Origin of the sequence: Mesorhizobium xinjiangense, from assembly GCF_009749525.1 — a bacterium.
Lineage (GTDB): Bacteria > Pseudomonadota > Alphaproteobacteria > Rhizobiales > Rhizobiaceae > Mangrovimarina > Mangrovimarina xinjiangensis.
Map to the genome: position 1 here is coordinate 1 of NZ_WOAC01000022.1, position 25,246 is coordinate 25,246.

The window sequence follows — 25,246 nt, forward strand, 5'->3', positions numbered from 1 at the left end:
TCGCGCGCTGGTCGGATTGGGCGAGGCGGCAGCGCCGGCAGTCTTCGATGCCCTGTCCGGCGAGATTCACGCCAGCATCAAGAGCGGCTTCATCGAGGACAGCCGTTTCGTGCGCGATGCGGTCGGCGCGCGCATGCGCTCGGCCTTTTCCGGCATTGCCGCCCCCGCCATGCCGCTGATGGCCTATGGGCCGGACGGACGGCGCCCGGCGGCGGCCGACAGTGCCGGCCTCGTCGCCTGGGGCTAGGCCTTCGGCGCCTGGGGCGAGAGCGAAGGCAACGGCAATGCGGCCAAGCTCGACCGCTCGACCGGCGGTTTCCTGACCGGGCTCGACGGCACGGTCACGGAAAATTTTCGGCTCGGTGTTCTGGCCGGCTACAGCCATTCCTCCTTTCATGCCGACGACCGGGCCGCGTCAGGCTCGAGCGACAATGTCCATCTCGGCCTTTACGGCGGCGGGCAATGGGACGCCTTGAGGCTCACCGGCGGCCTCGCCTATACGTGGCACGCCATCGAGACTAGCCGTTCGGTCGCCTTTCCCGGCTTTGCCGATTCTCTTTCGGCCGATTACGACGCCGGCACGTTCCAGGCATTCGGCGAGGCGGGCTACCGGATCGATACGGCCATCGCCACCTTCGAACCCTTCGCTGGCCTCGCCTATGTCAATCTCGACACGAACGGCTTTGGCGAGGAAGGCGGCGCGGCCGCACTTTCGGCCAACGGCCAGACGACCGAGACCAGTTTTGCCACGCTCGGCCTGCGCGCTTCGACCGATTTTTCGCTCGGCACGATGAGCGCCACGGCGCGCGGCACCCTCGGCTGGCGCCATGCATTCGGCGACACGGTGCCGCTTGCCACGCAGGCCTTTGACGGCGGCGCGGCCTTTACCGTTGCCGGCGCGCCGATCGCCGAGGACGCGGCCATCATCGAGGCCGGGCTCGACCTCGCCGTCACCGACAGCGCCACGCTTGGCCTGTCCTATGCCGGCCAGATCGCCGGCGATGCCCAAGAGCACGGCTTCAAGGCGAGACTCAGCGTCAGGTTCTGATCGCGGTTGAAGCGAACCCGCACCGGCGACTGCCATCCGCCGGATCGCATCCGGTCAAAGCATCTCGGAGATGGTGCCAGCCGCCTCGCGCACCCGGGCAATCAGCCTGGCATCGGGACGCATCTGCAGCTCGTGGCCGGAGAGGTTTATCGCGGCGGCATAGCGGCCGTCGCGGGAGATCAGCGGTGCTGCGACGGAATAGGTGCCGGTCGCCAGATGGGAGGCTTGCGCCACGTAGCCGCGCTTGCGATCCTCGACGAGCAGCGCCTTGAGGTCGGTCAGCGAGGCGGGCGCCTTGTTGCTCATCGGCGCGAAGACATAGTCGGCGAAGCGCCGCTCGAGCTCTTCTTCGCAAAGGTCGCTCAAGAGGATGCGGCCCATGGTTGTGGAAAAAGCCGGAAGACGCGAGCCGACCGGTACGTTGGAGACCATCGAGCGGTCCGAAAGGGCGCGGTAGACATAGACGATGTCGGTGCCTTCGAGCACCGAGACATGCACCGTGAAGCCCGTTTCGTTGCGCAATGCGTCGGCCGGCCGGCGCGCGATGTCGTAGACGTCGAGCGAGGAGATGTAGCTGTAGCCGAGATCCATCACCCGTGGCGCCAGCCGGTATCGGTTGTCCTGCCGCGCCAGGTAGCCTTCGCGTTCCAGCGTCACGACGAAGCGATAGGCGGCGGAACTGGTGACGTTGATCGCCTCGGCGATCTCGCTCAGCGTCCTGTCCGGGTGGCGATGGTCGAAACATTGCAGGATGCTCAGACCGCGCACCAGGGAGTTGGAGCGGTAGTCCGGTTCCTTTGCCATTCGGCTCACCTGCGGCCACCCTCGTTGCGTTCGGCGAGACGCTGCGAGACGCGTTGCATGGCGGCGGCATAGTCGGCAAGGATGGCCTCTTCGCGCGGATGACGGCCGGCACTCACCACGCGCTTGCCGCGCACGCAGACATCGCCGACATGGAAGCCACGGCCGGCGAAGACGTGGAAATCGAGCGCGGCTTCGGAGTCGACCGGCGCCATGGCTGCCGGTTCCGGGCTGGTCAGCTCGACGAAGCTGGCCATGCCGCCGACCCTCAGCGCGCCGTCGGGACGACCGGCCGCGCGCGCCCCGCCAAGGGCCGCCTGCGACCACAGATTGGCCGCCACATGCGGCTGGCCGGGGGCGGCGAGAACGTTGCGCTGCCGGTCGCGCAGGCGCTGGCTGTATTCGAGCTGCTGCAACTCCTGCGCCGCGAAGGTGGCGATGTTGGAATCCGATCCGATGCCGAAATGGCCGCCCTGGTGCAGGTATTCCGCCGCGCGGAAGATGCCGTCACCGAGATTGGCTTCGGTCATCGGGCAGAGCCCGACAGTGGCGCCGGACCTGGCAATTTGTGCGACTTCGGCGTCGATCAGGTGAGTGGCGTGGATCAGGCACCAGCGCTCATCGACCGGCGCGATGTCGAAAAGCTGCTCGACCGGACGGCGCCCGTTCCAGGCGAGTGCGTCCTCGACTTCCTTCACCTGCTCGGCCACATGGATATGGACCGGGCAGTCGGGCAGAACGGACTGGCGCAACTCCATCAGCCGGGCGATTTCGTCCGCCGTTGCCGCGCGCAGCGAGTGCGGCGCGATGCCGAGCCTGTGGCCGGCTTGTGCGGCCGGGCCTTTCAGCGCCTCGATTATGGCGGCGTAGCCGTCGAGGTCCTGGATGAAGCGCCGTTGGCCGTCGGTCGGCGGCAGGCCGCCGAAATTGGAATGGGCGTAGAAGACCGGCAGGTGGGTGAGCTCAAGGCCCGTCGCGGCGGCCGCCTCGAAGATCGCCAGCGACAGTTCCTCGCGGCGCGCATAGGGTGTGCCGTCGAGATCGTTGTGGACATAGTGAAACTCGACGATGCCCGTATAGCCGCCCTTGATGAGCGCGAGATAAAGCCGCGCGGCGATCGCCTGCATGTCCTCGGGCGAAAGTGTGAGCGCGAAGAAATACATGATGTCGCGCCACGACCAGAAGCTGTCGACCGGATTGCGCCGCACCTCCGACAGGCCGGCCATGGCATACTGGAAGGCGTGGCTGTGCAGGTTGGTGATGCCCGGCACGACCGGGTTTTCGTAGACCGGCAGGCCGAGCGGATTGTCGTCTTCGGTCAGTGCGGCGACCGTGCCGTCGGGCGCGAAGCGGGCCGAAAGGTTGCGCCGCCAGCCCTCGGGGGTCAGCGCGAGGCGAAAATGCGCGCCTTGCATGTGTGGCGGGGTCATTGCTGCTTGCTTTCCAAGGTCGATCCGAATTCAACCATCGCGGCGACGAGCGCGGCGAGCGCCTGCTTCAGGCGGTCGGCCTTTTCGGGCAGGTAGGTCCAGGGACTTTCTTCCAGCATGTAGCAGTCCTGGGCGATCTCGATCTGCAGCGCGTGGACGTTGCGCGCCGGCTCGCCATAATGGCGGGTGATGAAGCCGCCCTTGAAACGCCCGTCGCGAACCGCGCTGAAGCAGCTCGCCTCCAGTGCCTCGAATGCGGAGTCTGATAGGGGGCGGGCGCAGCTCGCGCCGGAGTTGGTGCCGAGATTGAGGTCGGGCAGGCGGCCTTCGAAAAGACGAGGGACGCGGCTGCGGATCGAATGGACATCGAGCAGCAGGCAGAAGCCATGGGCCGAGCGGATGCGCTCGATCTCGGCAGCCAGCGCAGCGTGGTAGGGCTGCCAGAAATCGGCAATGCGTGCCGTGCGGTCGGCCTCGTCCGGCTCTTTGCCTTCGCGGTAAATCGGCGTGCCGTCGAAATCGATGGTCGAGATCAGGCCGGTCGTTGCACCGGTGTAGAGCGGCACGTCCTCCTTGGGCCTGTTGAGGTCGACCACATACCGCGAGAGCCGGGCGGCCATGAGGCTGGCGCCGTCGGGCAGGATGTCGCGGGCGATACGATCCATGTGCCAGTCGGTGTCGCGCAGATCGAGCGCCTCGGGACAAAGCCGCGACCGCAGCGAATCGGGCAGCTCCGTGCCGGCATGGGGCACATTCAGCAGCAGGGGCGTATCGCCCGCGATCCGATCAAAAAGCGGTGTTTCAAGCTCTCTGCCCACGTCATCTCCTTTCGCATTTGAAAACTGTTATTGACATGCAAAAACGAAGCGTCAAGAAGGTTTCCATCCTATCTCGTCCCAGGCAGGCCGCCGGCCCTTGCGGTGCGGGAAGGATGAACCTGAACAGAGGGAGTGCATTCCATGATCCTATCCCGGCGCCAGTTCCTTGGCACCACGGCCGCTGCGACGCTGGCCGGTTTTGCAACCGCGCCTGCCTTCGCCGCCGGCCGCACCTTCTTCGGCATTGCCACCGGCGGCACGGGCGGCACCTACTATCCGCTGGGCGGGATGCTGGCGCAGTTGATCTCGAACACCGCCGAATTGCCCGATACCAGGATCTCGGCCACGGCCGAAACCGGCAACGCCTCGGTCGCCAACGCGCAGCTTCTGGGTCGGGGCGAGATCGAGTCCGCCTTCGTGGCGGCCGACATTCTCGATGCCGCCTTTCGCGGTGTGAACCAGTTCAATGAGGGCGCGCTGACCAACCTGCGGGCCATCGGCGCACTTTATCCGGAGACCGTGCAGCTCGTCGTGCGGGCCGACAGCGGCATCGAGACGTTCGAGGACTTGAAGGGCAAGTCGGTCTCTTCGGGCTCGCCGGGTTCGGGCCAGTGGCAGCTTCTGGGCGACCTCCTGGAGGCCCACGGCATGAAGCGCGAGGACGTTTCGGAGGACTATTCCTCGTTCGCCCAGTCGGTCGACAAGATCAAGGACGGCAACCTCGCCGCCTCGCTGATCACGGCCGGCCTGCCGACCTCGTCGGTGACCGATCTCGCCAATGGCCACGACATCCGCATCGTTCCGCTGAACGGTCCGGCGATCGCCAAGCTGCAGGAAACCCAGCCCTACTACGCCAACGCGGTGATTGCGGCGGGCAGCTACAAGGGCCTCGATGCCGACGTTGAAACGCTGGCCGTGCGCGCCATCTGGGCAACCCACGAGGAGGTTCCGGAAGAGATCATCTACGCGGTCACCAAGGCGCTCTACGAGAACACCGAGACGCTGGGCAAGGTGCACCCGATGGGCAAGCAGATCTCCCTCGACAAGGCATTGGAAAGTGTTTCGATCCCGGTTCATCCGGGGGCCGAGAAGTACTACGCCGAGAAAGGCGTCTCCAAGTAATGCTTGTGCGCAGGCAACTGCGCAGGATCGGGATGGCGGCGCTGGCCGCCATCTCCGTCGCGCCATGTGTCTCCCTGCCGGCTGCGGCCGCAGGAGGCGACTGGCTGTGCCTGACGGAGACCCGAGGCACGGGGCGCGAGGTTGCGCGCCTGCCTTTGGGCCCCGGGGCAACGTTTCGGTTGAGTTTCATTCATTCCGTTTCGCGTACGCCGGTGATCGACGCCTACCGCGTCGAGGGCGGCGAAATCGTGCAAACCTCGGAAGTGTTCGAGGCGCACGGCGCTGGGCTGCCGTCGATCGCCAACGATATGGACGCAACCGGTTGGCGGCATGAAGACGGCCGGTTCATTCTTGAAATGGCACGCCATACCGGCCCCATACCGCTGCGGATTCAGGCGCGCTTCAAGAATACGCTGCACACTGCCGGGACCGATCTGCCGCTGGCCGATCTCGGCCATGCCGCATTGACCCTTGCCCCTTGCGACGAGGATACAACGCATTGACCAACCTGATTCCTGACAGAGGCAGTCACGCCCAATCCGCGAGCGAGGCCGAGCGCGAACCGACCGCTGACGAAGTCGAGGCGCTCGTTCGGGAGTACGATTCGGAGTCGAATTTCCGCAAGCTCGTCGGCCCGACCGCGGTTCTCGTCACCGTCGCCGCGGTCATGCTGTCGCTGTTCCATGTCTACACGGCCGGCTTCGGCCTGCTCAACGAGGTCATGCACCGCACGATCCACCTGTCCTTCGTGATGGGGTTGATCTTTCTTGTTTTTCCGCGCAAGCGCGCGGCGCCCGACGCGAAGATCTGGGTGGAATCGCTCTTCTTCGCCGGCTTGTATCTCTATCTGCTCTACGAGATTGCGACGTGGCTGCCCGCCAGTACGGTAAGAACCGTCTTCATTGCCGTCATGCTGATGCTGATCGCGCTCACCCTGCCGTTCAACCGGCGCGGCGCCGACCCCGAGAAGGTCGCCCTGCGCGACTGGATCTTCGCGGCCTTCGGCGCGGGTTTCTCGGCCTATCTGTCGATCTTCTTCAAGTACATCTTCATCGACAATGTGGGCAACCCGCCGGAGCCCGTCTACATGATGGGCCTCATCGCCATTGTCATGACGCTGGAGGCCACCCGCCGCACCATGGGGCCGATGCTGGCCTATATCGGCATCGCCTGCCTGCTCTACGCGCTGGCCGGCCCTTATCTGCCGGGGATCCTTGCCCATCGCGGCTATTCCATCACGCGCATCATCAACCATCTCTATGTCGGAACCGAAGGCATATACGGCGTCGCCGTCGGCGTGGTGGCGACCTATGTGTTCCACTTCGTGCTGTTCGGCATCCTCGCGCAGATGAGCGGGCTTGGGAAACTCTTCATCGATCTTGCCACGATCGTCGCCGGGCGTGCCTCCGGCGGCTCGGCCAAGGTGTCGGTCGTGTCTTCGGGCTTTTTCGGCATGATTTCGGGCTCGCCCATCGCCAACACGGTGACGACCGGCGCCTTCACCATACCGCTGATGAAGAAGTCGGGCTTTTCCAGCCGCTTCGCCGGCGCGGTCGAGGCTTCGGCTTCCTGCGGCGGGCAGATCACGCCGCCGATCATGGGCGCCTCGGCCTTCGTGATGACGGAAATGCTGGGCGTGCCGTATAACGAGCTTATCCTGATCGCCATCGTGCCGGCCTGCTTCCACTATATCGCCATCCTGTTGATGGTGCATCTGGAGGCCAAGAAGCTGGGCCTGATGGGGCTGTCGAAGGACAGGATCCCGCAATTCGGCGCCGTGCTGGCAAGATCCTGGCATCTGTTCGTCCCGCTGGTCGCGATGGTGGCCATGCTGCTGATGCAGTACACGCCCTTCCTCGCCGCCTTCTGGGGCATCATCCTGACCATCGTGTTTTCCTACGTGCCGCTCGTGATGCATTCGCTCGGCAACAAAACGATGGACACCTCCACCGTACTGACGCCGCCGCGCCTGGTGCGGGGCTTCGAGGACGGCGCCAAGTTCGCGCTGGCCATCGGCGCGGCCTGCGCCTGCGTCGGCTTCCTGCTCGGCATGACGACGCTCACCGGTCTCGGCTTCAAGTTCTCCGCCGCGGTGGTGCAACTGGCGCATGACGTTGCCGGTTTCGTCACTGCGCTCGATTTCACCGGGCTTCTGTCTGAAAACGGCATGGCGCTGTTTTTCGGCCTGATCTTCGTCGCCATCGCCTGTATCGTCATGGGCGCCGGCATTCCGACGACGCCGACCTACATCATCCTGGCCTCGATCGCGGCGCCGGCATTGACGGAGTTCGGCGTGCCGCTCATCGCCACGCATTTCTTCGTGTTCTATTTCGGCGTGCTGGCCGACGTGACGCCTCCGGTGGCGCTGGCGGCCTATGCGGCTGCCGGTCTTGCGCGCAGCGAGCCGATGACGACAGGCACCACCGCTTTCCGGCTCTCTATGGGCAAGGCGCTGGTGCCGTTCATGTTCATCTACGCGCCAAGCCTGCTGTTCGTGGATTTCACCTGGGTGGAGTTCATCACCGCACTGCTTTCGGGCCTGCTGGGGGTGCTGGCGTTGTCAGCCGCCTATATCGGCTGGTTCCGCCGCGATCTCGTGCTGTGGGAAAAGGCGGCGCTGACCATCGCCGGCTTGCTTTTGATCTCGACCCATTGGGCGGCCATCCTTGCCGGCGCCGTCGTGGTCCTGGCAATCCTGATGCGCCCGGGCGGCGTGCCGCGCCGCGCGACCTGAGCGCGGCACGGCAATCAGGGTGGGCGCCGGGCGACCCGGCAAGATTGATCTGCAAAGTAAAGACCCGCTGCGCAAGATTTCTTGTTCAGATATACAGTCCATTTCTTGATCATCATCATTTTATGTTTGCCATTCGTGGCGAGGGCAATCACGATAAAGCGCCGTCCGGTCACACTCGGAGCCGCCCGGAGAATATCGACACCTTCCGTCCCGAACCTATCTCATCAACCACTATGGGGGAGACATGGCAAAGAAAGTGGCGATCCTGGGAGGCGGCATCGGCGGTCTGACCGCCGCGCACGAATTGGCCCTGCGCGGCTTCGCCGTCGAGATATTCGACGCCCAGACCATTCCCGGCGGCAAGGCCCGGACGATCCCCGCTCCGCATACCGGAACGCATGGCCGGCGCGATCTGCCCGGCGAGCACGGCTTTCGGTTCTTCCCCGCCTTCTACGTCCATTTGCCCGACAGCATGTCGCGCATACCCTACGGCGCGCGCGGGGCGACATGCGCCGAAAATCTGGTCGGCGTCGAAGCCATCCAGATTGCGCGTTACGACAAGCCGTCGGTGGAACTGCTTGCCCGCATTCCCAGGTCACTGGCCGATATCGAGATCTTGATACGCGAGGTGTACGGCCACATCCTGCCACTGCCGCTGGAAGACCTCGAATTCTTTGCCGGCAAGCTCTGGCAGGTGATGACCTCGTGCAAGGAACGCCGGCTGGCCGAACTCGAGAACGAGTCCTGGTGGGATTTCGTCGAGGCGGAAAATCGCAGCGCCGATTACCAGAAATTCCTCGCCGAGGGTCTGTCGCGCTCGCTGGTCGCCGCCAATGCGCGCAAGGGCAGCGCGCGCACCATCGGGCAGATACAGGTGCGGCTTGCCGATGGCATGATCGCCGGCGGCAAGGGCACGGACCGTGTGCTGAACGCGCCGACGAGCGAAGCGCTGCTGTTGCCCTGGATTGCCGAGATTGCCCGCCTCGGCGGCACCTATCATACGCGCAGCCGGGTGACGCGGATTTCCATGGACGGGGATCGCATATCCGCCGCGACCGTCTCCGGTCCCGACGGCGAGAAAGAGGTCGAGGCGGACTATTTCGTCGCCGCCATCCCGATCGAGCATTTCACACCGCTGATCAGCGACGAGATGGTCGGCCGTGCCCCGGAACTGGCCGGCGTCAGGCAACTGGCGCCGAATGTGCGCTGGATGAACGGAATCCAGTTCTTCCTCAAGCAGGACGTGCCGATCGTCGACGGCCATTCCCTCTATGTCGACAGTCCCTGGGCGATCACCTCGATCTCGGAGGCGCAGCTCTGGCGCGGCATCGACCTGTCGCGCTATGGCGACGGCACGGTGCGCGGCATCCTCTCGGTCGACATCTCGGACTGGGACGCGCGCGGCACCTTCGTCAAAAAGAAGGCGAGGGACGTCGTGGCTGCCGAGGACATCGCAAAAGAGGTCTGGGAGGAATTGAAACGCAGCCAGAATGTCGGCGGCCGCGTGCAGTTGAGCGACGACATGCTGCACAGCTGGTTTCTGGATACGGATATCGAGATCCCGCACGCCGACAGGCCGCATGCCACGATCAATCTGGAGCCGTTGTTCATCAATGAACCGCGTTCCTGGCCGGTGCGCCCGGCAGCGAAGACGGCCATCCGCAACCTCGTGCTCGCCTCCGACTACGTGCAGACGGAGACCGACCTTGCCTGCATGGAAGCGGCAAACGAGGCGGCGCGCCGGGCTGTCAACGCGATACTCGACGATGCCTGCTCGCACGACGAGCGCTGCCGGTTGTGGGACATGCCGATGCCGTCCGTGTTGAGCGCCTGGCGGGCGCATGACAAGACGCGCTTCAAGGCGGGTAAACCCTGGGACGGACATCTGTTCTTTTGAGCCTGCAAGCGAATAACCGGAAAGGGAATACGCAATGGAAGCCGATGCCGGACTGATCAAACGTCTCCGCCGGGCCATGCTGGCGCGCGCCGGCGAAGCGAATTTGCCCGGTCCACCGCGTCAGCCCGCGCCATTGCGCAGCGGCGAGGCGATCACGGCGCGCGACGACGGTTTTCACTTCCAGGACTTCCAGCATCACTCGCACAAGCTGTTCTATGTCGAATGGTGGTACTATAATTTCCAGGATCCGGTTTCCGGCCTGTCGGGCATGGTGACCTTCGCCGTGAGCAATCCCGGAAACGAGCTCGACCTTGGCACGGCAAGCCTCAACATGGCCGTTTTCCAGCCCGGCAAGGAGGTGGTTACGGACATCGAGTTCTTCCACATCACCCACTTCGCCGCCGCGCCCGAATGCGCCGATGTGACGATTGCCTCGAATACGGTGAAGGTTGTCGATCCCGATACGTACCGCGTGCGCGCACGGACCGGGGACGGCGCGGTAAGCATGGACCTGACGTTTCATCGCAAGGGCCCCTCGCAGTTGCTGGCCAACAACGTGCCGGGATACTCGGACTGGGAGGTTTCCAGCTGGCTGGTCTACATGCCGGGGGCGCAAGTGGAGGGCAGCGTCGTGGTCGACGGCCAGACATACGGGCTTTCCGACGCCAAGGGCTATCACGACCATGACTGGGGCATGTGGATGCTGCCCGAGCGCATCTGGAGCTGGGCGCAGTTCTCGACACCCGATCACACGGTGGCGTTCGATGTCGGCTTCCATGCCGCCTTTCAGAAGTCGACGGCCTATCTTCGCTGGGGCGACAAGGCGCTCTATTTTCCGCAGGACCGATTCAAGGCCACCCAGAGCGACTGGCAAAGCTGGTGGCATTTCTGGGACTACCCGACACGGGTTTCCTTCGAAGGTGTCGATGCCGGCGGCGAATATATTCTGCGGCTCGAATGGCAGGTCGCCGAAACCTCGACGCTATGGAAATACCCGCTGATCGTGTTCGAGCAGGCATGCAACTTTACCGGCCAACTCCTTGCCAGAGAATCGGAAACGGGCAAGGCCGGCGCCGTTCTTGCCGAAATCTCGACACCGGGCTTTTGCGAATATACCGATCGCTGGATCGGCGGCCACAGGGACGAATAGAACGGGAGCCGCAGGGGTGTAGCGAGAGCCCCTTCTACTTCTCGCGCAGCTGGTGCACGCCCGTCCAGTCGTCCGCCACGCCGTCGCGCATATTGGTTCTGGCCCGCTCCAGATAGGCTTTCGCGGGGATATCGTGCGGAACGCTGCCGACACAGTCGCTGAATGCTTCGGCGGCGTTCGCGAAATCCCTGGCGTAATATTGCGCGACGCCTTCCTCGTAGCGCGCCAGCATGCGGCGCAGCGGCTCGGCCCGATCCGCGGGAAGCGCGTCGATCACCTCGAAGAGGCGGATCGGCATCTGTTTGCCGACAACCGTGATGTAGTCGACCTGGCGAAGAGCGAACTGGCCCGGATCGGTCAATTCGCCAAAGGTGCTTTCGGCGATCAGCGTGCTTGCGCGGTATCGCCGGGTCAGCCCCTCCACCCGGGCGGCAAGGTTCACCGTATCGCCGATCGAGCCGCCGCGTATCTGGTTGAGGCCGCCCACGGCGCCGAGCACCACGTCGCCGGTGCTCATGCCGATGCCGAAGCCCGGCACGGGCAGGCCGCGCTTTTCGAGCGTGCCGTGCAGGCGCCGCAGTTCACGGCTGAGTGCAATGGCCGCCTGCACGACGACATCGGCCGGCGTTTCGAACAGGCTCAGCACCGCGTCGCCGATGAAATTGTCGACATAGCCGCCCGCCCTCAGCACTTCGCTTTCCATGGCCGCGAAGAGCTCGTTGAACAGTTCCATGCTCGCCTGCGGCCCGATCGCCTCGACGATGCCGGTCGAGCCGCGCATGTCGCAGAACATCACCGTCATGCGCTTGGGCGCAAAATCGCCGATCCGCAGCTCGGTGATTTCGCTGTGTCCCAGGGCGCGCAGAATGAATTGCGGCACGAACCGGCCATGCGCCGTCGTCAAGGAGACCCGCCGGGACTGCTCGCGGTCGAGGCTGCGCTTCAGGCGCTCGTGGCGCAAGGCGGCGACGAGGGGTGCGGCGATGGTGCGGAGTTGCCCGGCCGGCACGGCGTGTCCGCCATCGCGATCGGACTGCACCAGGAGACAGGCCACGGTGCCGTCATATTGCGGCAGGGAGACGCTCATCTGCTGGACCGCAGTCTGCGAGGCGTGCTGCACGATGGAGAGTTCCGTCGTTTCGGCAGACTTTCGGGCAGCGGTCGCAGCATCGCTCCGGGTCGCCACGCCCGTGTGATCGACCGACACGGCGCCGGACTTTCCACGCGTTGCCCGCAGCAGGGTGAACGCCTCGCCGTCCTCCAGTAGGACGAGTTCGAGATAGGTGCCGCCGAGCATATCGAGAATGCGCTGCGATGTGTTGGCGGTGAGTGCGTCGAGCCCCCCGGTCTCCGCCGCCGGGTCGGCCGGGAGAGGACCGCTTCGCACCGGCGTTGCACTGCCTTCGCTGCGCAATGGCAGTTGCCAGGACCGGTTTCCGGCAAGCCGGGAGGCAAATACCGGCGAGCCCCATGCCCTGGCCCGGTCTACTGCTTCTGAGTGATCGGATGCGCCGCGCGAAAGTCCCAGTTCGGCTTCGAGGCGCGACAGGCTGTCGGCGGCGAACCCGGCATAGAGAACCGGTAGCGTCGAGCCATGACCCCTTTGCGTATCGCCCGGCTGGAGCGTGTGGCCCAGCCCTTCCAGTGCCTTGAGGCGGTCGCCGGCAGCCCATCTGGCAAGGCACTCGGCGAGACCCGCCAGCGGTACCACGTCGACGGCGCCCTTGTCGGCCCAGTGCCTCAGGCGCCGCGCGCCCTTGCCGGCGAGCCGGGCGAGCATTTTCGGCGTCGTGCCGGCGCGGGCGCATTCGGATGCGGCCAGGGTGCGCAAGAGGATGGCGTGGGGGACGTAGAACTGTCCCTGCAGGGCGTCGGAATGGCGGTCGATCTCGCGGGTTGCGGCCAGACACGCCATCATGTCCCCGGCGATCGCATGGCGCAGCGCCTGGTACAGCTTGACGTAGCACAGCGAGGTGAAGTCGCCGTGATCCAGGCAGTAGGCCTCATGCTTGTCGTCGTCGGGCAGGGGCGCTTCGCCCGGGTCAGCCGCCGCCCACTCGATGAATTCGAGCATCATTGCGAGAAGGAACGCGACCTTGCTCTGGTTGTGCCTGGTGGAGATGGAATGAGCCTGCCTTGCCATGGCGCGGACATCCGCCAGCGGCGTGCCCGACCAGAAGGCGTCGTTGCACCGGTGCCACATGCAGTAGGTGGCGAATTCGAGGTCGCCGGTGGCGATGCCGGCCTTCTCGCCCTCCAGCAGATGTTCGGCGATGAGGTCGCGCCCCTCCTGCCAATGGCGGACGAAGACGTTGAACAGCATGTGCACACGCGCGCGCAGATGATCGGCCTTGAACTTCTCGATCAGGCGCAGCGCCAGGATTCCGTAACCGTAGCCGGCCTCGACGCGGCCCAGCATGGCGCACATCGCCAGGCCGTAACACTCCCAGCCGAAGGCCGAGGCAATGCAGTTTCCCTTCTGCACGGACAGCCGCACCATGCGCAACACGATCAGCGCAAACAGGTTGGGCGCGGCGAAATAGGCCGCCGAGGCGGCAAGCATGAGGATCTCCATTTCGCGCTCCGAGCGCTCGTCGCGCATGCGCGGAAGCTGGAACAGCTCTTCGCTCGTGTAGCGGCGCAGGACCAGCATGGTGCGCGCGAAGCTCGTCGCCACGTTCGCCTTGACTGCATGGCGCGGCAGCGGTGCCTTCAGGCGCCGCAGCGTGTCGAGCGCCATGTCCAGGGCTTCGGGATAGGCCATCGCGCTGACCCGCTCCTGCAGCAGGATTGCACGGGCACGCGCCCAGTCCGCGACGTCGCGCGCGTTTTCCGCGGCATCGCGGCAGAAGTCTTCGAGTGCTTGCCTTTCGCCGCACAGATACGCCGCTTCGGCGCCCGCGAGATGGACCATGCGAGTGTTTTCGTAGCCGAGCGACCATGCATCGTCCTGCAGAACGACCATCGCTGCCCTCGCAAAGGCCAGGGCCATGCTCGGTCCGCCGGCATCGAGCGCGCGTCTGGCGGCAAGAGTGTTGAGGTCGAAGACGCGCTGGCGCTCGGCCCGATCGGGGATCGCATCTGGAGCGTGGTTGAACAGGGAGACGGCCCGAAACAGCCAGACATTGTCTGCTTCCTCGTCGAACCGGCGGGCAAATATCCGTGCGCCGCGCAGGCGGAAACTGCCCATATCGGCCGCGGACGCACGATCATGGGCCGCCTGCTGCACGGTATCATGGGCGAAGCGAAGCTCCTGCCGATCCGGATCGGTGATCTTGCCTTGCGATGTTGATCCGACGACGAGGTGGCGCATCTTCAACGCCTCGACCTGCGAGCGGATATCGTCCACCGGTACGGATCCGACTTCGGCCAGCAAGGCGATGTCGAATGTCTGGCCCATCGCCGCAGCAATTGTCAGCGTGCGAAGCATTTGCGGTTCCAGCGCAGACAATCTCAGGTCGACGAGATTGTGAACCCCGGTATCGCTCAGCAGCTCTTGTGCTTCGTCGAAGAGTTGCGACCACGCGCTGCTTTTCGGATCGCGCTGCAGCATCTGCCTTTGCACCAGCACGTCGACAAAATTGACGGCTGCGAGCGGGACCCCGCCCGTCGACTGCTTGATCTGCCTGCTCAACTGCCCGATGATTTCCGGTGGAAGCTCGACCGACTGATGGATGAAGGCCTGGATCTCGGCCTCCGAAAGGCCGCCGACCGTCAATTCCAGCGCCTTGACCCCCGCGACCTGCACGGAGCGAAGGAATGTCGACACCCTTTGCTGCCTGTCCGCAACCTTGTCGTCGGAGCGAAAGGCGACGAGTACCGCCACATTCTGCACATCCGGATCGACGACGAGGTCGCACAGGAGGCGCAGCGTCGCCGCATCGGCCCATTGCAGGTCATCGAGATGAAAGATCAATCTGTGCTCGGGTGTCGCCAGTGCCGCGACGAGCTTGCGCAGAACGATGGACAACCGGACCTGGTTCTCCTGCGGTGCCAGTTCGATGAGTTCCGGCTGCGCCCCGAGGACTTCACCCATGCGCGGGCACAGATTGATCACCAACTGGCCGTTCGGGCTGACGGCGTCGACCAAGCGGTTGCGCAGGGCGGAGCGCTGATCGCCGGGCAGGGCCAGTATGCGTTCGGCCAGGGCCGAAAGCGCATCGGTGAAGAAGCGGGCCGGCCCCAGGTCGAGATACTGGTCGAACTTGGTCGAGACGAGCCAGTATCCGCCTTCGAGACCGTCCAGAACCTCGCCTGCGAGGGTCGACTTGCCGACCCCTGCCTTGCCGGAGACGAGGACCACCCTGGTCTCGTTGCCCGCCCTGTCGGTGAGGAATTGACACACGCGGGCGATTTCCGCGTCCCTGCCGATCAATCTCTTCTTGTGTTCCAGTTGCATCGATGCTGCCGCCCGCCGCGCGATACGCAATTTCGATACTGCCTTCGGCCCGGTCAATCTAGCGCAGATTGTCGGCCTCATGTCGATAGTTGCCACAGGGCGGCGGCTCGCCGGCCCCAATCATCGCCCGGGTGGGGTTGTCCTGGCGGCCACGCTCGATCTCCAATTCTCAGCATATTGTCGGAGCAGCGCGGAGCGATATATCGGGGCTGCGGGCGCGGGCGGGGCAGGGGGTGTGGCGCGCCCGGCCAGCAGGGCGGCGCCAACGCTCGTGCCCGTTCCGTCTTCTTCCTGAGCCGCCACAGGCCGGCCTGTGGCGGCAGACAGCATCGAGAGATAGGGCGCGTTCGCGGCAAAGGGACCTTCGACCACGATTGCTCCGTCCGCGCCGATCAGGTCGAGGCAGGTCGCCGTCATCAGGGCCAGGTAGAACGAGGCGGCGACGTACCGCCGCCCTCCCGCAGGTTCTTCACCAAGCCACTCTGCCGCATGGTCGGGGAAGGGGCCAGATCCCTGCTGAACCGACGGCAGCAACATGATGCTTTGGCTTAGGGTGTCTTCGAGGTCGGCATCGTTCGAGCGTCGTTCGGCGTCCTTCATGACCGTCTCGAATTCGCGTCCGCCCATGAACCGCGCCGAGGCGACGGGATCGCTATGGGCGTTGACGTTGATCAGCGTGTCGCGCGCGGGATCCAGCACTGCCTTGCCGCTGCCGACGGCCATGGCAACCACCCATGTGCCGGTCGACACAACGGCAAACGGGGGTTTGCGCGTTTCCAGGTGCGGCAGCAGGGAGGCGTTGGAATCGTGGATGCCGCAGACGACCGGTGTTGCGGGATCAAGGCCGGTGCGCGCCGCGATCTGCGGCAGGACGGGGCCGAGCACCGCGCCTGCTCGGCGCAGCGGCGGGAACAGCTTTCGCCACCCTGCGGCATCGGCCAATGTCGAGAAATCGCCCGACTGCGGGTTCCATAGATCGGTGTGACAGCCGAGCGACGTCGCCTCGCTCGCAACGACGCCCGTAAGCCGGTATGTCCAGTACTGCGGATAGGTCAGGAACGCGTGCGCCGTCGCGAATGCGTCGGGAAAGGTCTGCTGCAGCCAGAAGATCTGGGCGCCGAGATTGAGACCGGCCGGCAGACGCGGCGATCCCGTTTCGGCAAAGGGAGGGCGTATCGCCTCGTAGTCGGCGCGGAGGTCGTCCGGTCCTTCATGCTCATAGTCGAGCACCGGCAGGACGAGGTCGCCCTGCCGGTCGATCAGCGCCGCCGTCGCGCCATGCGTCGTCACCGAAACGGCGTCGATCGGATGGTCGCGCCGGAGCGTGGCCAGGCCGTCGAGGACGAAGGACCACAGCGCCTCGACATCATGATGCGGATAGGGGCCTTGCGTTCGCGGCCGGTTGGGTTGGCGGATCGCTGCTATCTCGGTGCGTCGTTTGAGGTCGACCAGCGCCAGCTTGGCATTGGTCTTGCCGATATCGATTACGGCGACGTGGCGGGTTTCGGCGGGGTTCATTGCATATGGAAGACGGTCTCGAGCGGGGCCGAGACCGGCTCGTTGTCGGGATGGGTCTGCATGATGTCGGCCATATGGGCCCACCAGCGCTGCATCACCGGATGCTTCGGCAGATTGTCCATCGCGTGGCCGTCGCTGCGCCACAAGACGGCGAACAGGATGTCGGTTTCCGCGTCGAGATGAATGGAATAGTCGGATATGCCGGCCTGCTTCAAAAGCGTGGCGAGTTCAGGCCAGATCGCATCATGCCGGCGCACGTACTCCTCGTGCATGCCGGGGTTTAGCTTCATCTTGAATGCGTATTTCTCGGCCATCACACGGTGCGCGCCTTCTTCAGCCTTTGCCACAGGATCGGCAGGGCGATGACGGTAATCAAGAGCATCCCGATGGCGATGGACATGACGATGCCCGGAACGTTGAGCAGGCCGAGCCCGAACGTCACCAGACCCATGATGACGGCCGCCAGCACGACGCCGACGATCGAGCCGGAACCGCCGAGGATAGAGACGCCGCCCAGCACGACCATGGTGATGACCTCCAGTTCGTAGCCCTGGGCGATCGACGGCCGGGTGGAGCCGAGCCGCGAGGTCAGAAGCACCGAAGCGACGCCCGCCATCAGGCCGGTGAGGCAGAAAAGGATGAACTTCACCCGCTCCACACGAATGCCGGAGAAGGCGGCGGCGACCGGGTTGTTGCCGATCGTGAAGACCGTGCGGCCGAAGACGGTCCGATGCAGGAGAAACCAGAAGACGACGGCCATGACGGCGAACAGGACGATCTCGAACGAGACCACCCACCAGACATAGCCCTGGCCGAAATAGGCGAAGCTCTGCGGATAGCCGCGATAGGCTTCGTCTCCGAGAACGATAAAGGCGATGCCGCGAAACAGGCTCATCGTGCCGATGGTGACGACGATGGAAGGCAGCCCCAGCCGGGTCACCAATAGGCCGTTGAAGGCGCCGCACGCCAGACCCACGGCGAGCCCGACAATGACGAGACCGGGCGTGTCGAGGCCGGCCTGCATGGCCATGCCCATGGCAGTCGACGCCAGCGCGATGATCGCGGCGACGGACAGGTCGATCTCGCCGGCAATGATCAACAGCGCCATGGCCAGCGCGATCAGCCCCTTTTCGACGAAGTTGAAGGTCAGGTCGGAGATCGACCAGGCATTGAGGAAATAGGGCGAAGCCAAGCTGTTGACGATGAAAATGGCCACCGCCACGAGCACCAGAAGCGCTTCCCACGAAAACAGCGCCGAACGCAGCGGCGAGTCGAGGCGGTCAGGAATGTGCCGGTCGATGGTCGTCATGCCGTGGCGGCCTTCTTCAGGATGATGCGGCCCTTGTTCTTCTCGCCGCGGGCATTGAGCACGACGGCAAGGATGATCGCGCCGCCGGAAATGGCGAGCTGCCAGAAGGGTGAGACGTTGATGACGGGCAGGGCGGAACCGATCACGCCGAGAAACAGAGCCCCCAGCACAGCCCCCCCGACGCTGCCGACCCCGCCGGCAATCGACACCCCGCCGATGACGCAGGCGGCGACGATCTGCAACTCGTAGCCGTTGGCGACCTCCGTCGAGGCGATCACGTAGCGCGAGACCCAGAGATAGCCGCAAAGCCCGGCGACCATGCCGGAAAGGCAGAAGGCGAGAAACTTCGTGCGGCCGACATCGATGCCGGCATAGACCGACGCAGTCGGATTGACGCCGGCGGCATAGATCGACCGCCCGAGCGACGTTCGCGTCATCAAGACGAAGAAGGCGGCAATGGTGATGATCGCGATCCAGGAGAGCACCGGCAGGCCCAGCACCTCGGCACGCTGAAGCGAGATGAAGGCGGGGCTCATCGCGTCGGCATTGACCCAGGCGCCGCCCGAGACGACGAAGGTTGCGCCGCGAAAGATCGTCAGCGTGCCGAGCGTGACGACGATCGGCGGTATTGCGAGCTTCCACACCAGTGCGCCGTTGAAGGCCCCCAGTGCGGCGCCGATCGCCATCGCCTGTACGATGAGCAGCGGCACGGGAAGGCCCGGAAAGGCGGCGTTGGTCATCGCCACCACCATGCCTGTGAAGGCCAGGTTGGAGGCCATCGACAGGTCGATCGACCGGGTCAGGATGACCGCCATCTGTCCCAGCGCGAGGATGACGAGGATGGAGTAGTCGTTGAAGACGGTCAGCAGGTTGTCGGGCCGGGCAAAACCGGGAAACCGCACGGCGACCAGCATGACGAGCAGCGCGATGGCCGCCGCCAGCCAGACTTCACGATGCTTGGCGAGAGATTTCATGCCACGATCCCCGCGGCCGCGCGAACAAGCGTCTCGGCGTCGAGGCCGTCATTGTCGTAGATATTCACCATACGTCCCTCGCGCATGACGACGATCCGGTCGGACATGCCGAGGATCTCGGGCAGTTCCGATGAAACCATGATGACCGACAGGCCCTCAGCGACGAGCTCGGCCATGAAGCCGTGCACCGCCGCCTTGGAGCCAATGTCGATGCCCTTGGTCGGCTCGTCGAGAATGATGACCCGCGGCTTCGTCGCCAGCCATTTGGCGATCACGACCTTCTGCTGATTGCCGCCGGACAAGGTGCCGACGTCCTGGCTGAGCGAGGCGGCGCGCAGATCGAGGCGCTCGGTGTAGGTGCGCGCCAGCGCGAATTCCTCGGCGAGCCTCAGCACGCCGTTCTTCGACGTTTTCGACAGCGATGGCAGGGAAACGTTCTGGAAGATCGGCAGGCCGATCACCACGCCCTGCCTGCCGCGTTCTTCCGGCACATAGACGATGCCCGACGCGATGGCCTCCGCCGCCGATTTGGGTGCGAGCGTCTCGCCGTCGAGCGCGATCGATCCGCCACTCGTCCGGGTCATGCCGGCGATCGCCTGCATGATTTCGCTGCGGCCGGCACCGACAAGGCCGTAAAAGCCCAGGATCTCGCCGCGTTTCAACTCGAACGAGATGTCTTCGAACTCCGTCGGGTGCGAAAGGCCCGAGACCGCCAGCAGGGGTGCGCCGATTTTCGGCGTCCGTTCTGGAAAGATATGTTCGACCGAACGGCCCACCATGAGCCTGACGATCTCGCCCTCGGCTGTATCGGTCAGGCGTCCCTCGCCGACCATCTCGCCGTCGCGGAAGACGGTGTAGCGGTCGGCGATGCGATAGATTTCGTCGAACTTGTGGCTGATGAACAGGATCGCCTTGCCTTCCTCCTTGAGGAACTCGATGAGCAGGAACAGCTCCTCGATCTCCTTGGCCGAAAGGGCCGCGGTCGGCTCGTCCATGATGACGATCTGGGCGTCGATCGACATGGCGCGCGCCACCGCCACGAGATGCTTGTTGGCGATGCCGAGGTCGCGCAAACGGGCGTCGGCATCGATGTGACCGGCCCGCATCGTTTCCAGCACTTCGCGCGCATTGGCGCGCATGGTGCGCCAGTCGATCAGGCCGAGCCGGCTGCGCGGCGCATGGCCGAGAAAGATGTTTTCGGCCACGCTCAGGTCGTCGAACAGCACCGTCTCCTGATGGATGGCGGTGATCCCGTTTTCGAAGGCCGCATGGGCGCTCGCCAGCTCGACCGGACGTCCATCGATGGCGATCCGCCCCGCATCGGGCTGATAGATGCCGGTCATGATCTTGACCAGCGTCGACTTGCCGGCGCCGTTTTCGCCGATCAGCGCCGTCACCTGGCCCGGATAGAGCGACAGGGCGACATCGTTCAGCGCCCGCACGCCGGGGAACGATTTCGATATGCCGGAAAGTGTCAGCAGCGGAGCGGTCGCGTTGACCGTCGTGGGGGCAGGGGCGTGCATCATGCGTGCGCCGGCGCCCCTTCGCGCCCCCCTCTGGCCTGCCGGCAATCTCCCCCACAAGGGGGGAGATTGGCTGTCGCCCCTGCGTTCGCCGATCGCCAACTCCGCAGGATATGCGCCGGCAGAGATGAAGGCCGATCTCCCTCCTTGTGGGAGGGATGGCCGGCAGGCCAGAGGGGGGCAAGGTAGAGCGTGAACACCGGCTATCATCCTGCAAGTCGCTGGAACGCGGGCGGCGCAGGCGATGCGCCGCCCGCTTGGCTGAAGATCAGTAGATCTTGGAGAACTCTTCGATGTTCGACTTGTCGAACTGGAAGGGTGGCGCCATCGCCGCGGCATTGGTGTCGTCGAGCGTGACTTCGCCCACCCGGCCGATCGACAGCGTCGCGCCCGGTTCCGCCGTGGCGCCGGTCGCCAGGTCGTGCGCCAGGTAGACGGCCGAATAGCCGAGGTCGATCGGGTTCCACAGAGCCACGGCCTGGCTGGCGCCGTTGTCGATGAACTGCTTGAACTCCGACGGCAGGGCGAGGCCGGTGACATTGATCTTGCCGATCAGGTCCTCATCCGTGACCACCTGGGCGGCCGCCACGACGCCGACCGTGGTCGGAGCGATGATCGCCTTGAGGTCCGGATAGGAGGCGATCAGGCCCTTGGCCTCGTTGGTGCTTTTGACCGCATCGTCGTCACCATAGACCGTCGCAACCAGGTTGATGTCGGGGAATTTTTCCGGCAGCACCTTCTTCGCCGCCTCGATCCAGGCGTTCTGATTGGTCGCGGTCGAGGAGGCCGAGAGGATCGCGACGTCGCCGCCTTCGGGCAGATAGTCGGCGGCCAGCTTGATGATGGTCTCGCCGATCAGGTCGGTGTCGGACGGGTTGAGATGCACCTGGCGGCCCTCCGGCGCCACACCCGAATCCCACGACACGACCTTGATGCCGCGGCTCATCGCCTTTTTCAGCGCCGGCACAAGGGCGTCGGGATCGTTGGCCGAAATCGCGATCGCGTCGACCTGCTGGGCGATCAGCGAATTGACGATCTCGATCTGGCCTTCGGCCGTCGCCGAGGTCGGTCCGGTATAGATCACTTCGACGCCGCCGATCTCCTCGGCTGCTTCCAGCGCCCCCTTGTGGGCCGCATCGAAGAAGCCGTTGCCGAGCGACTTGACGACCAGCGCGATCTTCATGTCGGCCGCCGAGGCCGGCATCGCGAACACCGCAGCGGTCATCGCCGCCGCGGCAAAGAGCTTTTTCATCAAGGACATATCTCTCCTCCCTTATGTTGATGGTTCATCAGCGCCGCCGCTTCAGGCCGGCAGCGAAGATTCCTCCGCGCCGGCAGCACTTGCCGGGGCGATGATCAAGGCGACCCCGGCCGCCTCGAGCATCTGTGCGTCGGCGTCCTCGACGCCTTCGTCGGTGATGACGGTTGCGATGCGCGACAGGCCGCACAGGATGAGGCTCGATCGCAGGCGGAATTTCGAGGAATCGACCAGCACCACCAGTTCGTCGGCCTGATCGATCAGCTTCTGTTCGGCCTGGATGAGGAGCGGGTCGCCCTCCATCAGCCCGAGCGGACCCAGGCCCTGCGCTCCCATGAACATGCGCCGGGCATAGAAGTTGCGCGTGACGTCGTTTTCGAACGGCGACAGGATGATGTTCTGCTCGCGATAGATCGTGCCGCCCGACAGCATCACCGTGTTCTTGGAATGCTTGAGCAGGTGCTCGGCGATCGGAAAGGAATTGGTAAAGATCGGCATCCTGCGATTGGACAGGAAATGCACCATCTGGAGGGTGGTGGTGCCGCCGTTGATGATGATCGGCTCGCCGTCGCTGCAAAGATCGACCGCCGCGCGCGCAATGGCCCGCTTTTGTACGGCATGCATCGTCTCGTTGACCGAAAACGGCCGTCCGGCCAGCCCGACGATATGGGGCGGGTTGATCGCCTCGGCGCCGCCGCGCACGCGCCTGAGCCGCTTTTGAACGTGCAGTGCGGCAATGTCGCGCCGGATCGTCGCTTCCGAGGAAGAGGTCAGGTCCACGAGTTCGGACACCGTCGCGACGGGCCGTTCCTGGACAGCCGACAATATGATGCGGTGGCGCTCTTTCTCGTGCATGGTTCCTCCCTGCCGGCACAATTAGCTCATCGAAAACGGGCATTGTCAATCATATTCGATCAATTTGCTGCGTTGTGCATCGCAATATGATCGAAATTGATCGTTTTTGATTGACATGCCCCGCGCCGCGATGCACATTTCGTCTTGATCGAGCGCCACTGCCACGGCGCACCGGGAGGTTCAGAACATGCTTGAAACGCGCACCGCCTCGCGCCTTGCCGATCTTTGGGACGAGGCCAAGGCTGCAGCCATGAACGAGCAGGAGCGCCTGCTCTACCGCTCGAACCTGCTTGGCTCGGACAAGCGCATCACCAATTTCGGCGGCGGCAACACGTCGGCCAAGGTCATCCAGAACGATCCGCTGACCGGCGAACCGGTCGAGGTCTTGTGGGTCAAGGGATCGGGCGGCGACGTCGGGACGATCAAGCTCGACGGCTTTGCCACGCTTTACATGGACAAGCTCAAGGCGCTGAAGGGGCTTTATCGCGGTATCGAGCATGAAGACGAGATGGTCGGCTACCTGCCGCACTGCACCTTCAACCTCAACCCGCGCGCGGCCTCCATCGACACCCCGCTGCACGCATATGTGCCGAAGCCGCATGTCGACCACATGCACCCCGACGCGATCATCGCCATTGCCGCCTCGAAGGACAGCAAGGCCCTGACCGAGGAAATCTTCGGTGGCGAGATCGGCTGGCTGCCCTGGAAGCGGCCGGGCTACGAGCTGGGTCTGTGGCTGGAGAAATTCTGCCTGGACAATCCCGAGGCCAAGGGCGTGGTTCTGGAAAGCCATGGCCTGTTCACCTGGGGCGATACGGCGCGCGAAAGCTACGAGACGACGGTCCGCATCATCAACCGGGCCATCGAATGGTTCGAGGAAAGGACGGCCGGCCAGGCGGTGTTCGGCGGCACCCGGCGCAAGGCCATGCCGGCCGGCGAGCGGCGCAAGGCGGCTGCGCGGCTTATGCCGGCGATCCGCGGGATGATTTCGGCCAAGGGCTACAAGGTCGGGCATTTCGACGATTGTGATGCGGTGCTCGAATTCGTCTGCTCGAACGACATGGAGGCGCTCGCCGCGCTCGGCACGAGCTGTCCCGACCACTTCCTGCGCACCAAGATCAGGCCGCTGGTCGTGCCGTTCGACCCGCAGGCGCCCGATCTCGACGCCACGCTCGAAGCGTTGCCCGGCGCGGTCGAGGCGTATCAGGCCGACTACACGGCCTATTACGAGCGCTGCCGGCACGCGGACAGCCCGGCGATGCGCGACCCCAACGCGGTGGTCTATCTCGTGCCCGGCGTCGGCATGATTACCTTTGCCGCCGACAAGGCGACCGCGCGCATCTCGGCGGAATTCTATGTCAACGCCATCAATGTCATGCGCGGCGCTTCCTCCGTGTCGACCTATGTCGGCCTGCCCGAACAGGAGGCCTTCGACATAGAATACTGGCTTCTGGAGGAGGCCAAGCTGCAGCGTATGCCGAAGCCGAAACCGCTTGCCGGACGGGTGGCGCTCGTCACCGGAGGAGCCGGCGGCATCGGCCGGGCGACTGCGGCGCGGCTTCTGGCCGACGGCGCCTGCGTGGTGCTTGCCGACATCGATGCCGAGGCACTGACGGCCGCCGATGGCGTGCTTGCCGGGGTGCATGGCAAGGATGTCGTCCGCTCGGTGCGCCTGGATGTCACCAGCGAGGAACAGATTGCGGCCGGGTTCGTCGATGTGGTCGTCGATTATGGCGGCGTCGACATCCTGGTCTCCAATGCGGGACTCGCATCGTCGGCGCCGGTCGAGGAGACGACGCTCGAGCTTTGGAACCGTAACATGGATATCCTCGCCACCGGTTATTTCCTGGTGTCGCGCGAGGCGTTCCGGCTCTTTCGCCAGCAGAAGATGGGCGGCAACGTCGTTTTCGTGGCGTCGAAGAATGCGCTCGCCGCTTCGCCGAACGCTTCGGCCTATTGCACCGCCAAGGCGGCCGAGATCCATCTTGCGCGCTGCCTGGCGCTCGAGGGCGCGGGCGAGCAGATCAGGGTCAACGTGGTCAATCCCGACGCGGTTCTGCGTGGTTCCAAGATCTGGACCGGCGAATGGAAGGAGCAGCGCGCCGCCGCCTACAACATGTCGACGGACGAACTCGAGGAGCATTACCGCTCGCGCTCGATGCTGAAACGTTCTGTCTTTCCCGAGGATATCGCCGAGGCGATCTATTTCCTCGCTTCGGATATGTCGGCGAAATCGACCGGCAACATCATCAATGTCGACGCCGGCAACGCGCAGAGCTTCACGCGGTGAGGCCCGGTGTGATGTGATGCTATCCATCGGATGCACCCCCCTCTGGCCTGCCGGCCATCTCCCCCTCAAGGGGGAGATAAGCAGCTTCAACGCTGCCGTTCGACCAGAGGCGTTGGTGAT

The 25,246-nt window shown here is 64.6% G+C and carries 17 protein-coding genes and 2 pseudogenes; 8 read left to right on the top strand and 11 right to left on the bottom strand.

The features are described 5' to 3' along the window. Nucleotides 1-247 (top strand): annotated as a pseudogene (locus tag GM909_RS25835) (hypothetical protein); the annotation flags it as partial. 12 nt (nucleotides 248-259) lie between these two features. Then, a pseudogene (locus GM909_RS20265) lies at nucleotides 260-1,048 on the top strand (autotransporter outer membrane beta-barrel domain-containing protein); the annotation flags it as partial. Nucleotides 1,049-1,102: 54 nt separating this feature from the next. Here the strand turns inward: GM909_RS20265 and GM909_RS20270 are convergent. From GM909_RS20270 to hutG, 3 genes are read right to left on the bottom strand one after another with little or no spacing between them, the layout of a single operon-like run. Next, nucleotides 1,103-1,852: an IclR family transcriptional regulator gene (locus GM909_RS20270; protein WP_157019039.1), complete on the bottom strand. Its 750-nt coding sequence runs from the start codon at nucleotides 1,850-1,852 to the stop codon at nucleotides 1,103-1,105. Between the two features lie 5 nt (nucleotides 1,853-1,857). Continuing rightward, on the bottom strand, nucleotides 1,858-3,279 hold the full coding sequence (locus GM909_RS20275; RefSeq protein ID WP_235911992.1) for a formimidoylglutamate deiminase: 1,422 nt from the start codon (nucleotides 3,277-3,279) through the stop codon (nucleotides 1,858-1,860). Then, nucleotides 3,276-4,097, bottom strand: coding sequence for an N-formylglutamate deformylase (hutG, locus tag GM909_RS20280; protein WP_157019040.1), 822 nt, complete (start codon nucleotides 4,095-4,097; stop codon nucleotides 3,276-3,278). The genes GM909_RS20275 and hutG overlap by 4 nt, the downstream gene beginning before the upstream one ends. A gap of 141 nt (nucleotides 4,098-4,238) precedes the next feature. Here hutG and GM909_RS20285 point away from each other — a divergent pair, with 141 nt between their 5' ends. The 5 genes from GM909_RS20285 to GM909_RS20305 all read left to right on the top strand — a co-directional run bounded on the left by GM909_RS20285 (nucleotide 4,239) and on the right by GM909_RS20305 (nucleotide 11,000). Next, a complete protein-coding gene (locus tag GM909_RS20285; protein ID WP_157019041.1) occupies nucleotides 4,239-5,219 on the top strand; it encodes a TAXI family TRAP transporter solute-binding subunit in 981 nt (326 codons plus the stop codon). Between the two features lie 32 nt (nucleotides 5,220-5,251). Continuing rightward, nucleotides 5,252-5,722 (top strand): DUF1850 domain-containing protein, encoded by a 471-nt coding sequence (locus GM909_RS20290; protein ID WP_198174327.1) that lies wholly within the window; start codon nucleotides 5,252-5,254, stop codon nucleotides 5,720-5,722. Then, a complete protein-coding gene (locus GM909_RS20295) occupies nucleotides 5,719-7,953 on the top strand; it encodes a TRAP transporter permease (RefSeq protein ID WP_198174328.1) in 2,235 nt (744 codons plus the stop codon). Before GM909_RS20290 ends, GM909_RS20295 begins: the two co-directional genes overlap by 4 nt. Nucleotides 7,954-8,197: 244 nt before the next feature. Then, nucleotides 8,198-9,850: a hydroxysqualene dehydroxylase gene (locus GM909_RS20300; protein WP_157019043.1), complete on the top strand. Its 1,653-nt coding sequence runs from the start codon at nucleotides 8,198-8,200 to the stop codon at nucleotides 9,848-9,850. A 34-nt stretch (nucleotides 9,851-9,884) separates the two neighbouring features. Beyond that, nucleotides 9,885-11,000: a DUF2804 family protein gene (locus GM909_RS20305; protein WP_157019044.1), complete on the top strand. Its 1,116-nt coding sequence runs from the start codon at nucleotides 9,885-9,887 to the stop codon at nucleotides 10,998-11,000. A gap of 34 nt (nucleotides 11,001-11,034) precedes the next feature. Here GM909_RS20305 and GM909_RS20310 read toward each other — a convergent pair whose 3' ends face one another. From GM909_RS20310 to GM909_RS20345, 8 genes are all read right to left on the bottom strand, one after another. Then, entirely contained in the window at nucleotides 11,035-15,399 is a 4,365-nt protein-coding gene (locus tag GM909_RS20310; protein ID WP_198174329.1) for an AAA family ATPase, read from the bottom strand. Between the two features lie 120 nt (nucleotides 15,400-15,519). After that, nucleotides 15,520-16,917: an FGGY-family carbohydrate kinase gene (locus tag GM909_RS20315; RefSeq protein ID WP_157019046.1), complete on the bottom strand. Its 1,398-nt coding sequence runs from the start codon at nucleotides 16,915-16,917 to the stop codon at nucleotides 15,520-15,522. After that, nucleotides 16,914-17,231 (bottom strand): L-rhamnose mutarotase, encoded by a 318-nt coding sequence (gene rhaM, locus GM909_RS20320; protein ID WP_157019047.1) that lies wholly within the window; start codon nucleotides 17,229-17,231, stop codon nucleotides 16,914-16,916. Before rhaM ends, GM909_RS20315 begins: the two co-directional genes overlap by 4 nt. Beyond that, nucleotides 17,231-18,226, bottom strand: coding sequence for an ABC transporter permease (locus GM909_RS20325; protein WP_157019048.1), 996 nt, complete (start codon nucleotides 18,224-18,226; stop codon nucleotides 17,231-17,233). Before GM909_RS20325 ends, rhaM begins: the two co-directional genes overlap by 1 nt. Further along, a complete protein-coding gene (locus tag GM909_RS20330; RefSeq protein ID WP_157019049.1) occupies nucleotides 18,223-19,200 on the bottom strand; it encodes an ABC transporter permease in 978 nt (325 codons plus the stop codon). Before GM909_RS20330 ends, GM909_RS20325 begins: the two co-directional genes overlap by 4 nt. Beyond that, nucleotides 19,197-20,726 (bottom strand): sugar ABC transporter ATP-binding protein, encoded by a 1,530-nt coding sequence (locus tag GM909_RS20335; protein ID WP_157019050.1) that lies wholly within the window; start codon nucleotides 20,724-20,726, stop codon nucleotides 19,197-19,199. Before GM909_RS20335 ends, GM909_RS20330 begins: the two co-directional genes overlap by 4 nt. Nucleotides 20,727-20,991: 265 nt before the next feature. Next, the gene (rhaS, locus tag GM909_RS20340; protein ID WP_157019051.1) at nucleotides 20,992-21,984 is read right to left on the bottom strand and encodes a rhamnose ABC transporter substrate-binding protein; all 993 of its coding nucleotides are present in this window, start codon (nucleotides 21,982-21,984) and stop codon (nucleotides 20,992-20,994) included. 42 nt (nucleotides 21,985-22,026) lie between these two features. Further along, complete coding sequence (locus GM909_RS20345) at nucleotides 22,027-22,836, bottom strand: DeoR/GlpR family DNA-binding transcription regulator (RefSeq protein ID WP_157019052.1); 810 nt, start codon at nucleotides 22,834-22,836, stop codon at nucleotides 22,027-22,029. 187 nt (nucleotides 22,837-23,023) lie between these two features. On the opposite strand from GM909_RS20345, the gene GM909_RS20350 reads away from it, so the two are divergent. Beyond that, nucleotides 23,024-25,126, top strand: coding sequence for a bifunctional rhamnulose-1-phosphate aldolase/short-chain dehydrogenase (locus tag GM909_RS20350; RefSeq protein ID WP_157019053.1), 2,103 nt, complete (start codon nucleotides 23,024-23,026; stop codon nucleotides 25,124-25,126). The last annotated feature ends 120 nt before the right edge of the window (nucleotides 25,127-25,246 follow it).

What these genes read in the sequence shown, in the direction of transcription:
- rhaS (WP_157019051.1), bottom strand. Translation starts at nt 21,984, where the DNA reads ATGTCCTTGATGAAAAAGCTCTTTGCCGCGGCGGCGATGACCGCTGCG.
- rhaM (WP_157019047.1), bottom strand. Translation starts at nt 17,231, where the DNA reads ATGGCCGAGAAATACGCATTCAAGATGAAGCTAAACCCCGGCATGCAC.
- GM909_RS20310 (WP_198174329.1), bottom strand. Translation starts at nt 15,399, where the DNA reads ATGCAACTGGAACACAAGAAGAGATTGATCGGCAGGGACGCGGAAATC.
- GM909_RS20350 (WP_157019053.1), top strand. Translation starts at nt 23,024, where the DNA reads ATGCTTGAAACGCGCACCGCCTCGCGCCTTGCCGATCTTTGGGACGAG.
- GM909_RS20270 (WP_157019039.1), bottom strand. Translation starts at nt 1,852, where the DNA reads ATGGCAAAGGAACCGGACTACCGCTCCAACTCCCTGGTGCGCGGTCTG.
- GM909_RS20305 (WP_157019044.1), top strand. Translation starts at nt 9,885, where the DNA reads ATGGAAGCCGATGCCGGACTGATCAAACGTCTCCGCCGGGCCATGCTG.
- GM909_RS20315 (WP_157019046.1), bottom strand. Translation starts at nt 16,917, where the DNA reads ATGAACCCCGCCGAAACCCGCCACGTCGCCGTAATCGATATCGGCAAG.
- GM909_RS20275 (WP_235911992.1), bottom strand. Translation starts at nt 3,279, where the DNA reads ATGACCCCGCCACACATGCAAGGCGCGCATTTTCGCCTCGCGCTGACC.
- GM909_RS20330 (WP_157019049.1), bottom strand. Translation starts at nt 19,200, where the DNA reads ATGAAATCTCTCGCCAAGCATCGTGAAGTCTGGCTGGCGGCGGCCATC.
- GM909_RS20345 (WP_157019052.1), bottom strand. Translation starts at nt 22,836, where the DNA reads ATGCACGAGAAAGAGCGCCACCGCATCATATTGTCGGCTGTCCAGGAA.
- GM909_RS20285 (WP_157019041.1), top strand. Translation starts at nt 4,239, where the DNA reads ATGATCCTATCCCGGCGCCAGTTCCTTGGCACCACGGCCGCTGCGACG.
- GM909_RS20290 (WP_198174327.1), top strand. Translation starts at nt 5,252, where the DNA reads ATGGCGGCGCTGGCCGCCATCTCCGTCGCGCCATGTGTCTCCCTGCCG.
- GM909_RS20325 (WP_157019048.1), bottom strand. Translation starts at nt 18,226, where the DNA reads ATGACGACCATCGACCGGCACATTCCTGACCGCCTCGACTCGCCGCTG.
- GM909_RS20335 (WP_157019050.1), bottom strand. Translation starts at nt 20,726, where the DNA reads ATGATGCACGCCCCTGCCCCCACGACGGTCAACGCGACCGCTCCGCTG.
- GM909_RS20300 (WP_157019043.1), top strand. Translation starts at nt 8,198, where the DNA reads ATGGCAAAGAAAGTGGCGATCCTGGGAGGCGGCATCGGCGGTCTGACC.